This is a genomic window from Inquilinus ginsengisoli (genome assembly GCF_050434925.1).
Classification (GTDB): domain Bacteria; phylum Pseudomonadota; class Alphaproteobacteria; order DSM-16000; family Inquilinaceae; genus Inquilinus; species Inquilinus ginsengisoli_B.
Genome location: NZ_JBNDJK010000001.1, coordinates 8421850 through 8434032, shown reverse-complemented (window position 1 = coordinate 8434032; position 12183 = coordinate 8421850). Strand labels below are relative to the sequence as shown.

General features: G+C 68.6%; 8 protein-coding genes and 1 pseudogene. 2 read left to right on the top strand and 7 right to left on the bottom strand.

The features are described from left to right. Positions 1–28 precede the first annotated feature (28 nt). Complete coding sequence (locus QFZ27_RS39315) at positions 29–748, bottom strand: DUF4158 domain-containing protein (RefSeq protein WP_429232374.1); 720 nt, start codon at positions 746–748, stop codon at positions 29–31. Here QFZ27_RS39315 and QFZ27_RS39310 point away from each other — a divergent pair. Beyond that, a pseudogene (locus QFZ27_RS39310) lies at positions 712–1062 on the top strand (IS6 family transposase); the annotation flags it as partial. The gene QFZ27_RS39315 and the pseudogene QFZ27_RS39310 sit on opposite strands and share 37 nt — an antisense overlap. Here QFZ27_RS39310 and QFZ27_RS39305 read toward each other — a convergent pair. Further along, entirely contained in the window at positions 1029–1115 is an 87-nt protein-coding gene (locus QFZ27_RS39305) for a hypothetical protein (RefSeq protein WP_429232537.1), read from the bottom strand. The pseudogene QFZ27_RS39310 and the gene QFZ27_RS39305 overlap by 34 nt on opposite strands. A 503-nt stretch (positions 1116–1618) precedes the next feature. Here QFZ27_RS39305 and QFZ27_RS39300 point away from each other — a divergent pair. Further along, the gene (locus QFZ27_RS39300; RefSeq protein ID WP_429232373.1) at positions 1619–2779 is read left to right on the top strand and encodes an FUSC family protein; all 1161 of its coding nucleotides are present in this window, start codon (positions 1619–1621) and stop codon (positions 2777–2779) included. Positions 2780–2849: 70 nt separating this feature from the next. On the opposite strand, the gene QFZ27_RS39295 is transcribed toward QFZ27_RS39300, so the two are convergent. The 5 genes from QFZ27_RS39295 to QFZ27_RS39275 all read right to left on the bottom strand — a co-directional run bounded on the left by QFZ27_RS39295 (position 2850) and on the right by QFZ27_RS39275 (position 12063). Continuing rightward, on the bottom strand, positions 2850–3275 hold the full coding sequence (locus QFZ27_RS39295) for a cupin domain-containing protein (RefSeq protein WP_429232372.1): 426 nt from the start codon (positions 3273–3275) through the stop codon (positions 2850–2852). A 520-nt stretch (positions 3276–3795) separates the two neighbouring features. Continuing rightward, positions 3796–4266, bottom strand: coding sequence for an AP2/ERF family transcription factor (locus QFZ27_RS39290; protein ID WP_429232371.1), 471 nt, complete (start codon positions 4264–4266; stop codon positions 3796–3798). Positions 4267–4578: 312 nt separating this feature from the next. After that, entirely contained in the window at positions 4579–4899 is a 321-nt protein-coding gene (locus QFZ27_RS39285; RefSeq protein WP_429232370.1) for an MbtH family protein, read from the bottom strand. After that, positions 4896–9383, bottom strand: coding sequence for a non-ribosomal peptide synthetase (locus tag QFZ27_RS39280; RefSeq protein WP_429232536.1), 4488 nt, complete (start codon positions 9381–9383; stop codon positions 4896–4898). Before QFZ27_RS39280 ends, QFZ27_RS39285 begins: the two co-directional genes overlap by 4 nt. Further along, positions 9373–12063 (bottom strand): amino acid adenylation domain-containing protein, encoded by a 2691-nt coding sequence (locus QFZ27_RS39275; RefSeq protein ID WP_429232369.1) that lies wholly within the window; start codon positions 12061–12063, stop codon positions 9373–9375. Before QFZ27_RS39275 ends, QFZ27_RS39280 begins: the two co-directional genes overlap by 11 nt. Positions 12064–12183 lie beyond the last annotated feature (120 nt).

The following is a 12183-nucleotide window of genomic DNA, read 5'->3' as shown; positions in this document are numbered from 1 at the left end:
ACCGTGTTTCAGTAGACGATCGCCGCGATCACCAGGTTGAGTCCGGAGGCGCGGAAGGACTGGTTGAGCAAGGTGCGGTCGGTGATCCGGCCCTGACGCCATCGATGATCACGGGATCGATCGCCAAGGCTCGGAGCCGCGTGAGCTGGTCGATCAGTCGGGCCAGTGCGCGGTGCCCAGCCGATCCCGGCACCTGGCGCGTCCAGGCCAGAGTGCTGAGTGGGCTGTCGGGGTGGATCTTCAGCAGAGACTCCAGCGCATCCCGCTGCGGCCCGGACAGACCAGCGTCGACCTGCCGCTCCACATGGCGCTCCGCTTGCAACAGGGCGGCGGCCACCAAGCGCTCGATGACACTGGGTCCAGGGGCGGCGATGGCACGACGCCGCAACTCCTGCAGCAGCAGGCTGGCGAGCGCCACGCCGCTGGTTGTGGCCAGGGCCACCGGCAGCAGCCACTTGGCCATCTCCCGCTGATCGGGTTGGGTAAAAGTCCGGAACCCGTAAGTGGCCCGTAGCGCCTCAAGTTGGTCATACCGGGTCGGTGAGCGGACGGCATAGGCTGCCAGCGTATCGGGGTCGACATCGAGCTGACCGGCGACGAAGGCCAGTACCTCCCGCGGCACGACCTCGCCCGGGCGCAACAGGCGACCGGGGAAGGGGCTTGTCACGTTCACGGCCTTGCGGGTCGCCAGCGGTGAGCGTAGCGGTAGCCATGACTCCGCCTTGCTATTCCGGTGATCGCTTTCCATCCGACGTGATCCAGCGCGCCGTCTGGATGTATCTCCGCTTCACCCTGAGCTACCGTGACGTCGAGGACCTGCTCGCCGAGCGCGGCATCGAGGTGACGTACGAGACGATCCGCCGCTGGGTGAGCAGGTTCGGTCCGATCATCGCCCGGCGCCTCTGCGCGAAACGGCCAGCGCCGCACCGGCGCTGGCACCTCGACGAGATGTTCGTCCGGATCGGCGGCAAGCCGATGTATCTCTGGCGAGCCGTCGATGCCGAAGGTGAGGTGCTCGAGGTGCTGGTTCAGGCTAGGCGGGACGCGGCTGCCGCCCGCAAGCCGCAATGCTGGCAGACATGGAGGTTGGCCTCCAGGTCGCGATGGAACAGCATCGCCTCGCAGTTCGGGCACTTCGTCCACAGATCGTCCGGCGTCTTCGGCCGGGACGAGACGAGGGCCCGGAGCTTCGGACGAATGTAGTTGTTCAGCCAGTTCATCCATCTACTCCGCGGATTCGCTGAAGTCAGCACTTTTAGCCGAATCGGTAAGGCCAATCCAGCCGTGGATAGTATACGCGTCAGGTATCCCGTATTGGGTGTCACTTCCGTTTGCCGCACCTGCACAATAGAACGCGAGTAAATATTACGATCATGTCGTTCTCCGGGGAGAATATCTATAGAGTGATTGCCATTTGCCAAATTATCATAACCAAGGCCGGGCCCTGCGAATTCGACGATGCCCGGTATCGGGACACCAACGTGATGACCGCATATGGCGCGAACCTGGCGAAAGCGATTGCGCAGCCGACCGGCATTCCGGACACTGGCGGACCATTGTTTCGAACTCCCATTGCGTGATGTGGCCAGCCCGGTGCCACGCGACGTAGGGGACGGCCGTGGACGACGACAAGCACGTGGCTCCCGCCGAGCACCGCCGATCGAACCACGAGGCTGCATCCGCCGGTGCACGCCGGATTGCCACCGGACTCCTGGCATCGCTTGCAGGATGGCTGAACCGCATCGATCCGGGCACGCATCGCCGTATCAAGGGACTGCGCCTGGTCACCGCATACGGCGTCGCGGCGATGCTGGGGGCCATGCCGGAGATCGACCGCGGCCTCGCCGGTGGCGCATCACTTAGCGTGCTGGCCGGTGGCTTCGCACTGTGGGCGAGCGTCTCCGAAGGCCGCTCCACGAGAGCCGAATCCAGCCGAGATCTGTTCCTTCTGTGCACTGCCGCAGCGCTGGGCGCGGCTGTCTTCATCCTCCTGGGCTCATTGCTGACGGGGGTTGGCCAGGCGGGATCGGAGCTGACGCTCGCGACGGGTGCCTTTCTGGTCGGGTATCTGAAGCGCTTCGGCATTCTGGGCGCCGGGATCGGTTCGCAGGTCTTCATCGGCCAGCTCCTCGCCTATGGCGCCGGCCTGACCGAGGCGGATATCGCAATGGTCGGGGTTGCTGCCGCCGTCGCAACGCTTGCGGCGATCGTCCCCCGCGTTCTGAGCGGCCCGGCCGAACGCCCGCCGCCGATCCCCTCGGCTCCCGCCTCCATCGGCGGTCGGGACGGCCTGTCGCCGGAGCTCGTTGCCGGCTTGCAGGCAGCGGCTTCCACCCTCGTCATCGTTGCCCTCAACGACATGATCGGGCTTGCCGAATCCGCTTGGGCCATCACGGCGTGCGCGTATGTCGTGACCAGCTCGCCGACCGGAACGATCGAGCGGGTGCGCCGCCGCATCATGGGCACCGCAGTCGGTGTCCCGCTGGGGCTCATCTGCCTCCCGATCGCCGTCGATGCGCCGCTCCTGATCTGGGCCGCGGCGGCGCTTGCCATGATCATCTATGCGATGGCGTTGCCCGAGCGATACGATATCGCCTGCGGAGCGTACGCCTTCACGCTCGTCGTGACGTTGGCGGTCACGGGCGAGCATTCGATCTGGCTGCTCGCAGCACGGGCCTGGGAGACCTTGCTCGGCGGGGCGCTCGGACTGGCGGCTGCCATGCTCCTGGCGCCGCTGCAGACCGCCCGGACGGGTCGGCCGCCGCCCGACGGGGGATGAGGCTCAGGGAGAATACTCGCAGGAAGCTCCTCGGCGGCTGCGGAGGGCGCCCGGTGGTGCCCTGCCCGGCTCAGTGGGCAGGAAGATCGCCCCGGGTCAGCGGCGGCCCGAGGAATTCGACGCCCCACCTGGCCCCGAAGGCGTTGAGCGCCTCCCGATCCGGAATGCCAGCCCGCATCGTGCCCGCAAGCTCCGTGAAGAAGGCTTCGGCATCGAGTGCCGGGGTGATGAGGATGTACTGGCGGGCCGGAGCGTCTGTCACGTTGACGAAGCCATGGGCTGCGCCACCGGGAATGCTCACGACATCGCCAGCCTCGGCGAAGAACCGCCGGCCGTCCACCTCGTAGAGGTAGCACCCCTCGATGACGCGAAAGATCTCCGCCTCGCGGTGCCGATGCCGCGGTGGGCCCGCACCCGGCGCATTGATCGTCTCGATGAAGCAGAACTCGCCTGCGCTCGCGACAAGGGGCATACGGATAAACAGTTCGAGACCCATGGCGGGGATCCGGATGGGGGCTTGCGTGCCCCGGGAATGAAGGAAGGATATGCTCATGCGTCCATCCTCACGGTGCCGCTGGAGGGCCGATAGGATCCGAGCGCGACATGCGCCCGGAAATGCTCCGAGGTAAAGATGGCCAGCGGACTGAGGAGGGCAGGTCACGTAAGCTCCGAAAATCCCTCGTATCCCGCGTGGTCTGATCCAGCGCCATCGCCGCCGACCCTCAGTGTGTCCGCTGTTGGGAAGGTCCCCAATGACCGCTTGTGGTGCGCGCAGCTTACCCTATCAGCCCGTAAACCCGCGGAAGCCGTTAGGTTCTGGCGACGTCCGGTGTTGAACCGGAGGTATCGTGGCCGCAAATGGCGCGCTCCAGCCCGACTAGGCCGGCCATTACTCTTCTGGATTTTCCTTGCTGCCCGCTACCAATCGCTCTGTCGATCGCCATGCGCGGCTCGGGCGTTCGCCTTGGTCTTCCGCGTGAGCCTGCTTGGCGGCGGGATCCGATCTGCGATAATGATCATTTCTTCCGTTTGGGCGCCGCCAACCGGCCGAGGGCGTGGATCTTGAGCAGCTCCGTCAGACGCTCCAGGTTGCCGGCGGTCATGTCGGCACGGGTGGCAAAGGCCAGTTCGCGCGCCTCGCGTTCACCATGCCGGGCGACCGAATACTTTTTTTGACGCCGCACGCCGTCCTGGGTCCAATAGGCAGTCCAGAAGGCGGACGTGCCCCCGGGGCGGACATAGCGTGCGACCCCGGGGATGCCATGAGGCGTGTTCTTGCGGGGCATGAGCCTGCTCCGCAGCGATCTGATCTCGTGGTGCTCTCCAAGGTCCTTGATCGCAAACGCCTCCGCCGCGGCCTTTGCCCGTGCGGAGGTGCCGAACGCCAGGTCGGAGAAGAATTTGCGCGTATGTCGTGCCGCAACCGAGTACTCGACAAGCCAGCCGCGCATCCGTTTCGTTGGGTCGTCAATCCGTCTGACACGCATCGGACTCTCCAAGCCTCGCGCGCAGCTCTTGCCCGTATGAGGGTGCCTTACATCTTGTCCGCTCTTCAGCGTCGAGCACAACGGCCGCTTTCGGGCACCCCGGTCGAGCAAGGTCGGCCGGAGAGCGCCGGGATCGCTCGCACCGGTCTATGTCCGCTGCCGAGACGCGAATCCGATGGCCGGAAGTGGCGCATCCAGGCCGGCTTCAATTGGCGGCTCAAGGTCGGCCCGGGGGCCAACAACACCTATGGTGGAGCACTCGGGATATCCAGAATTCAGCCGACGGCGACACAATCGTCTATCCGAGCGGGACTATTGCTCAGGATGGCGCGAGTTCCGTCCGGTATTGTCTTTGATATCCGCTCGGCAGTACATCTCTGTCCAGGCTCCGCCCGGTACATCGACGTTGCTTGCTGATGGGGCTGCTTCGTGCATCCCGCTGACGAGACTCAGGGGGCGCATATCCGTCCAATTGGTGTCGACATAGTCGAGGCAGGTCCGGCGATCGTCGGGTCCGAAGACGGTGCGCCAGCCGGCGGGGATGTCGATGAATTCCGGCCAAAGGGAATGCTGTCCCTCATCGTTGGCCAGCACGTGGAAGCTGCCGGTCTCGGTCTCGAGCGGGTTGCTCATGCGGTGGGCTCCTTGGCGGATGGGGAGAAGCGCGCGTCCGCCCGGTCGAGGGTGGCGGCGAGTATCGGGCCGATCGCGGCCAGCGCCTCGGGCCGCATCATCCTCTCGTGCCGGCAGGCGATGCCGTGGGCGGTGATGCGGCCCTGGACATAGGGCCGCCAGGCTTCCGGGGGCGGCATCGCGGCGTCGCCATCGTTGCCTAGGGTTGCCTGGAAGAACAGGAGATCGCCCTTGAAGGCACGCGGTCTGAAGGCCTCCAGGAGACGCGGGTGCTCCCTGAATGCGGTGAGGGTAGCGCCAATGACGTCGTCCTCGAGGCCGCCGAGCGCGAGCTCGGACTGGGCAAGGCGATGCTTGAGGGCCGGGATAGACAGCAATTCGTCGCCGGGCTCGAATGGCGCATCGGAGAGAGTAGAGACCAGCATCATGAAGAGCTCCTGATCAGTCGGCTCAGAACCCTCGCGCTTGTCTTCATGCCCCGGCGGATAGCCATCGAGGAGAACGAGCGAGGCGACCGGTTCGCCTTCGTTCTGGAGCCGAGAGGCGACAGCATGGGCAACAAGGGCGCCGAAGGACCAGCCGAGCAGGTGATAGGGTCCGGCGGGCTGGACGGTGCGGATCTGCGCCAGATAGTCGGCGGCTATTGCCTCGATGCTGGTGGGGCGTCGGTCGGGCTGGCGGATACTGCGGGCCTGGAGGCCGTAGAGAGGGCGGTCCGGCAAATGGCGCAGGAGCCCGGCATAAGACCAGCTGAGACCGCCGGCCGGATGCATGCAAAACAGCGGTGGCCGGCTACCCTGGGCTCGAAGCGGCAACAGCACGGCGAAGGTGTCGGCGGCGGCGGCGTCGTCGAGGCGGAGCGCGAGCGCGGCCGGTGTCGGCGCCTCGAACAGGCTGCGGATGGCGAGCTCGATCCCGAGCGCTGCCCGGAGCCGGGAGATCAGTCGGGTGGCCAGCAGCGAGTGGCCGCCGAGGTCGAAGAAGCCGTCCTCGGGGCCGACCCGCTCCAGCCCGAGCACCTCGGCGAAGAGGCGGCAGAGCAGGGCCTCCTGCGGCGTCCGCGGTTCCCGGCCCCGGCTTTCGAACGCCGGCGCCGGCAGGGCCCGGCGGTCGAGCTTGCCGTTCGGGGTCAGCGGCAGCGCCGCCAGCACCACCACCGCCGCCGGCACCATGTGATCCGGCAGCCGCTCGGCCACCCTCCGGCGCAGCGCCTGGGGCTCGGCCGCCGTCCCGGTCCGGGCCACGACATAGCCGACCAGCTGCTTCTGCCCCGGCCGGTCCTCGCGCGCCACGACCGCCGCCTGCGCCAACGCCGGATCGGCCAGCAACGCCGCCTCGACCTCGCCCGGCTCGATCCGGAAGCCACGGATCTTGACCTGATGATCGGCCCGGCCGCGGAACTCCAGGACCCCGTCGGCCCGCCAGCAGGCGAGGTCGCCCGTGCGGTACATCCGGCTCCCCGGGATCCCGAACGGATCGGCCACGAACCGCTCCGCCGTCAGCCCCGGCCGCCCGTGATACCCTCGCGCCAGGCCCGCTCCCGCAATGTACAGCTCCCCCACCACCCCCGCCGGCACCGGACGAAGCGCAGCATTGAGGACATACGCCCGCGTGTTCCAGATCGGCGAACCAAGAGTAGTGACGAGTTCTCCTTCATCCTGAGGTTCAATCTGGGAGTCGACGCAGACATCGGAGATCTCCGTCGGCCCATAGCTATTGATGAAGCGCAGCCCTGGGACAGACGGACCGATTGCTCGAAGTGCATCAGCCTTGATGCTCTCGCCGCCAAGAATAGCAAGCTTGAGGGTGCGAAGCGTTGTCGCCGTCTCGGCAATATCATCGGTCAGGACATAGAACTGCGACGGAGCGCAATTTAGGAGAGTGGCTTGTGATGCGTGAATGAGCCGCGCGAGCCGCTGCCCGTCAAGCAGGACGTTGGGCCCGAGGACAATCGGTGCGCCCGAGATCAACGATGCAAAGAGGTTCTTGAGTGTCAGATCAAAGGCGTAAGACGAGATGACGAGGACGCGAGTGTCTCGGGATAGGTGGTACTGTTGGGCATACCACCGATAAAGATTGACCGCTCCTTGATGCGGCACCAGGACGCCCTTTGGCGTACCGGTGGAACCTGAGGTGTAGATGAGGTAGGCGGGGTGGCGGGGGTCAAGGGGGGCGGTGCGATCGGCGTCGGTGGGGGCGGTGGCGGGCCGGGCGGCAAGCTCGGCGGCGAGGCCCGGGCCATCGAGCGCGAGCCGCGGCGCGGCCGCGGGCAGCCGGGCGGCGAGCTCGGTGGTGGTGATGACGCACAAGGGAGCGGCGTCGGCGACCATGAAGGCGAGGCGCTCTGCGGGGTAGTCCGGGTCGAGCGGCAGGTAGGCGGCGCCGGCCTTGAGGATGGCGAGCAGTGCCACCACCATCGCCGGCGAGCGCTCCAGGCACAGCCCGACGATCGTCTCCGGCCCGGCGCCGCGCGCGATCAGGTGATGAGCCAGCCGGTTGGCCCGGGCATCGAGCTCGGCGTAGGTGAGGCTCTGCTCCTCGTAGATCAGCGCCGTGGCCGCGGGGGTCCGGGCGGCCTGCGCCTCGAGCAGCTCGGGCAGCGTCGCCTCGGGGGAGGGGTGCGCCGTGGCGTTCCACTCCTCCAGGATCCGCCGCCGCTCGGTCGGCGCGAGGATCTCCACCGTCCCGATCCGCTGTGACGGATCCTCGACCATCGCCTCGAACAGCCGGATCAGGCGTTCCGCCAGCGCCTCCACCGTCGCCCGGTCGAACAGGTCGCAGGCGAACTCGATGGTGCCGTCGAGCCCCTCCGGCGCCCCATCGGCGCCGCGCCGCTCGGCGAAGCTGAAAGAGAGGTCGAACTTGGTGGTCCCGGTGCCGACCGCGAGCGACCTGACGCTGAGACCGGGCAGCTCCAGGCGCGGCGCCACATTGTTCTGCAGCACCAGCATGACCTGGAACAGCGGGTGCCGGGCCAGCGAGCGGGCAGGGTTTAGATGCTCGACCAGGCGCTCGAATGGCAGGTCCTGATGGGCGTAGGCGGCGAGGTCGGCCTCGCGCACTCGGGCCAGCAGCTCTGCGAAGCTCGGGTCGCCCGCGGTGTCGGTCCTGAGCACCAGCGTGTTGACGAACAAGCCGACCAGCTCATCCAGCGCCTGGTCGGTGCGGCCCGCGATCGGGCTGCCGAGCGGGATGTCGGGGCCACAGCCGAGCCGGGCGAGGAGAGCCGCCAGCCCGGCCTGCAGTACCATGAACAGGCTGGCGCCGCCGGCCCGGGCAAGCTCCAGCAGCCGGCCGTGCAGCCCGGCGTCGAGGCGGAAGCTCAGGGTCTCGCCCCGTCGGCTGGGCCGCGCCGGGCGCGGCCGGTCGGACGGCAGAGCCAGCTCCTCCGGCAGCCCGGCCAGAGTCTCGCCCCAGAATCTCAGCTGGCCGGCGATCGCACTGCCCGGATCGGTCTCCTCACCGAGCCGCTCGCGTTCCCACAGCGTATAGTCGGCATACTGAACCGGCAGCGGCGCGAAGTCCGGAGCCCGTCCCCCAAGCCTGGCGGCATAGGCCTGGCCCAGGTCGCGCAGCAGCGGCGCCAGCGACCAGCCGTCGCCGGCGGCATGGTGCAGCAGCACGAGCAGCACATGCCGCTCAACCCCGACCCGCAGCAGCGTCGCCCGCAGCGGCAGCTCTCGCGCCAGGTCGAAGCCGTGCCCAGCCGCCTCGGCCAGCATCTCCGCGACCCGGTCCGCGCCGGTCTCCACCACCTCGAGCGCCGGTTGCGCCGTGGCCAGGATCCGCTGCTCCGGTCCCGCCTCGCCCTCGACCAGCAGGGTGCGTAGGCTCTCGTGCCGCCCGGCCACATCGGCCAGCGCCATCTGCAGCGCCCTGGCGTCGAGCGATCCATCGAGGGCCAGCGCGAGCGGGATGTTGTAGGTCGGGCCTGGCCCCTCGAGCTGATCGAGAAACCACAGCCGGGCCTGGGCGAAGGACAGCGGGATCGCCGCCGGCCGCGGCATCGGCCGCAGCGCCGATCGGGCGGCGGCGGCGTTGTCGAGGTGGAGCGCGAGCCCGGCCGGGGTCGGCGCCTCGAACAGGCTGCGGATGGCGAGCTCGATCCCGAGCGCCGCCCGCAGCCGGGAGATCAGCCGGGTCGCGAGCAGCGAGTGGCCGCCGAGATCGAAGAAGCTGTCCTCGGGGCCGACCCGCTCCAGCCCGAGCACCTCGGCGAACAGACGGCAGAGCAGGGCCTCCTGCGGCGTCCGCGGCTCCCGGCCCCGGCTTTCGAACGCCGGCGCCGGCAGGGCCCGGCGGTCGAGCTTGCCGTTCGGGGTCAGCGGCAGCGCCGCCAGCACCACCACCGCCGCCGGCACCATGTGATCGGGCAGCCGCTCGGCCACCGTCCGGCGCAGCGCCTGGGGCTCGGCCGCCGTCCCGGCCCGGGCCACGACATAGCCGACCAGCTGCTTCTGCCCCGGCCGGTCCTCACGCGCCACCACCGCCGCCTGCGCCAACGCCGGATCGGCCAGCAACGCCGCCTCGACCTCGCCCGGCTCGATCCGGAAGCCACGGATCTTGACCTGATGATCGGCCCGGCCGCGGAACTCCAGGACCCCGTCGGCCCGCCAGCAGGCGAGGTCGCCCGTGCGGTACATTCCGGCTCCCCGGGATCCCGAACGGATCGGCCACGAACCGCTCCGCCGTCAGCCCCGGCCGCCCGTGATACCCTCGCGCCAGGCCCGCTCCCGCAATGTACAGCTCCCCCACCACCCCCGCCGGCACCGGACGAAGCGCATCATCGAGGACATATGCCCGCGTGTTCCAGATCGGCGTACCGATCGGCACCAGTCCATGCGTGCTCCCTCCGGACAAGCCGCACTCGGCATAGACGCTGTCGCCGGCCGCTTCCGAAGCACCGTAGAGGTTGAGAAATCGCGCATCGGGGCACGCCGTCTTCAGGCATGTCACATGGGATTGCGAAAGCGCTTCGCCGCTGGTGATCCATAGTAGGCAGGAGGCGAACCGCTGCGGTTCGCCCTGCTCGAGGAGAGGTGCCAGCAGGCTGGGCACGAGGGTGATGCAGCCGATGGAATGGCGCTCGATCAAGCGCGCCATCTCGGCCGGACTCCTGGTTGCGGCGGAGGTCGCGAGGACGATTTTGGCACCGTGGAGGAGGGGTCCCAGGAGTTCCGTCGAGCCATCGATGAAGCTCGAAGAGCTCTTGGCCAGTGCGGGGCCCTTTCCATAGGGTTGCAGCTCACCCACCCACCGCAGACGATTGACCATGCCGGCGTGCAGGCCAAGGACGCCCTTTGGCGTGCCGGTGGATCCTGAGGTGTAGATGAGGTAGGCGGGGTGGCGGGGGTCGAGCGGGGCGGTGCGGTCGGCGTCGGTGGGGGCGGTGGCGGGCCGGACGGCGAGCTCGGCGGCCAGGCCGGGATCGTCGAGCGCGAGCCGCGGCGCGGCCGCGGGCAGCCGGGCGGCAAGCGCGGCGGTGGTGATGACGCACAAGGGGGCGGCATCGGCGACCATGAAGGCCAAGCGCTCTGCGGGGTAGTCCGGGTCGAGCGGCAGGTAGGCGGCGCCGGCCTTGAGAATGGCGAGCAGCGCCACCACCATCGCCGGCGAGCGCTCCAGGCACAGCCCGACGATCGTCTCCGGCCCGGCGCCGCGCGCGATCAGGTGATGGGCCAGCCGGTTGGCCCGGGCGTCGAGCTCGGCGTAGGTGAGGCTCTGCTCCTCGTAGATCAGCGCCGTCGCCGCGGGGGTCCGCGCGGCCTGCGCCTCGAGCAGCTCGGGCAGCGTCGCCTCGGGGGAGGGGTGCGCCGTGGCGTTCCACTCCTCCAGGATCCGCCGCCGCTCGGCCGCCGCGAGGATCTCGACCGCCCCGATCCGCCGTGACGGATCCTCGACCATCGCCTCGAACAGCCGGATCAGGCGGGCTTCGTGCGCGGCCAGCTGATCGGCTTCATAGAGCGCCGCATTGGCATCGAAGCCGAACTCAAGCGCCTGGCCGGCGCCGCGGTCGAGGAGGTAGATGTCGAGGTCCCGGGCCGGGCCGTTCGCCAGGTTGTGCGCCCTCGCCATATGACCGCCGAAGCGCAGGTCGTAATCGAACGGCATGATATTGACCGACGTCGCGAACAGATGCTGCCGCCCCGCCGCCAGCCCGAGGTCCCGGCGCAGATCCTCATACCGATATCGCTGGTGGCGCAAGGCCAGCCGGACTTCGCGGCCGACCTGGCCGAGGAGATCCGCGAGCCTCATCTCGGGCGACATCGCCAAACGCAGCGGCACCACGTTCGCGACCATGCCCGGAATGCCCCGAAGCGTCCGGCCGGATCGCGCCGTCACCGGGAACCCGATCACCAGATCCGTCTCGCCGGTCATCCTGTGGAGATAGGCCGTGGTCAGGGCGATCAGGAGCTGCGGCAGGGTGGTGCCGCCCGCCCGCGCCAGATCCCGCAGCGCCGCGCTGGTCCCGATCGGCAGACGGGTCCGATGGCGCACGATGCCACCAGCTGGCTCCCGCTGGCCGGCGAGGCTCACCGGGGCAGGCCGGTCGGCGAAGCGCTCGGTCCAGTAGCGTCGATCCTGCAGGAACGCGCCCGAACCGCGATACTCCACGTCCGCCGCGAGCAGATCCCGGAACACGCCGAAAGGACTGGCTTCCGGCTCCCGGCTTTCGACCAGCGCCGTGTAGACATCGGCAAGACGGCCCGCGAACAGCGCCCCACCGAAGGCGTCCAGGGCGATGTGGTGACTGCGCTGATACCAGTAGAAGCGATCAGGTGCCGCGCGGAGGAGGGCGTAAGCGAAGAGAGGGCCATGGGCGAGCTCGACCGGTCGGGCCAGATCCGCCTGCATCCAGTCTTCGGCCGCGACCCGGGGATCGGTCTCGCCGCTGAAGTCGATCACCGGGAACGGCCAGTCGGCCGTCACGTCCCAGATCTGCCGCGGGCCGGCACCATCGTCGATGAACGAAAAGTGCAGGCTCTCCGCCTCCGCCACCACCCGCCGCAGTGCCGTCTCGAACCGGAACGGGTCGATCGGCCCGTGGATCTCCAGATATTCGGCGATGGTGTATTGCGCCGTGGCCGGAGTCAGCGCCTCCGCCAGCCAGACTTCCGACTGAGCCGCCGTCAGCGGATGCGCTATCTGCTGCATGTCGTTCATGATCTGACGATCCTCGGCTCGTCGCGCTCCGGTCGTTGCGGCGCGGAGACCATTGGCGGTGATGTTGCGGCTGACGGGAGAGGTGCTGGCGAGGCATGAGGTGCGGGCGATCTGTCGCCG

What these genes read in the sequence shown, in the direction of transcription:
- QFZ27_RS39305 (WP_429232537.1), bottom strand. Translation starts at nt 1,115, where the DNA reads ATGCTGTTCCATCGCGACCTGGAGGCCAACCTCCATGTCTGCCAGCAT.
- QFZ27_RS39315 (WP_429232374.1), bottom strand. Translation starts at nt 748, where the DNA reads ATGGAAAGCGATCACCGGAATAGCAAGGCGGAGTCATGGCTACCGCTA.
- QFZ27_RS39275 (WP_429232369.1), bottom strand. Translation starts at nt 12,063, where the DNA reads ATGAACGACATGCAGCAGATAGCGCATCCGCTGACGGCGGCTCAGTCG.
- QFZ27_RS39290 (WP_429232371.1), bottom strand. Translation starts at nt 4,266, where the DNA reads ATGCGTGTCAGACGGATTGACGACCCAACGAAACGGATGCGCGGCTGG.
- QFZ27_RS39295 (WP_429232372.1), bottom strand. Translation starts at nt 3,275, where the DNA reads ATGGGTCTCGAACTGTTTATCCGTATGCCCCTTGTCGCGAGCGCAGGC.
- QFZ27_RS39285 (WP_429232370.1), bottom strand. Translation starts at nt 4,899, where the DNA reads ATGAGCAACCCGCTCGAGACCGAGACCGGCAGCTTCCACGTGCTGGCC.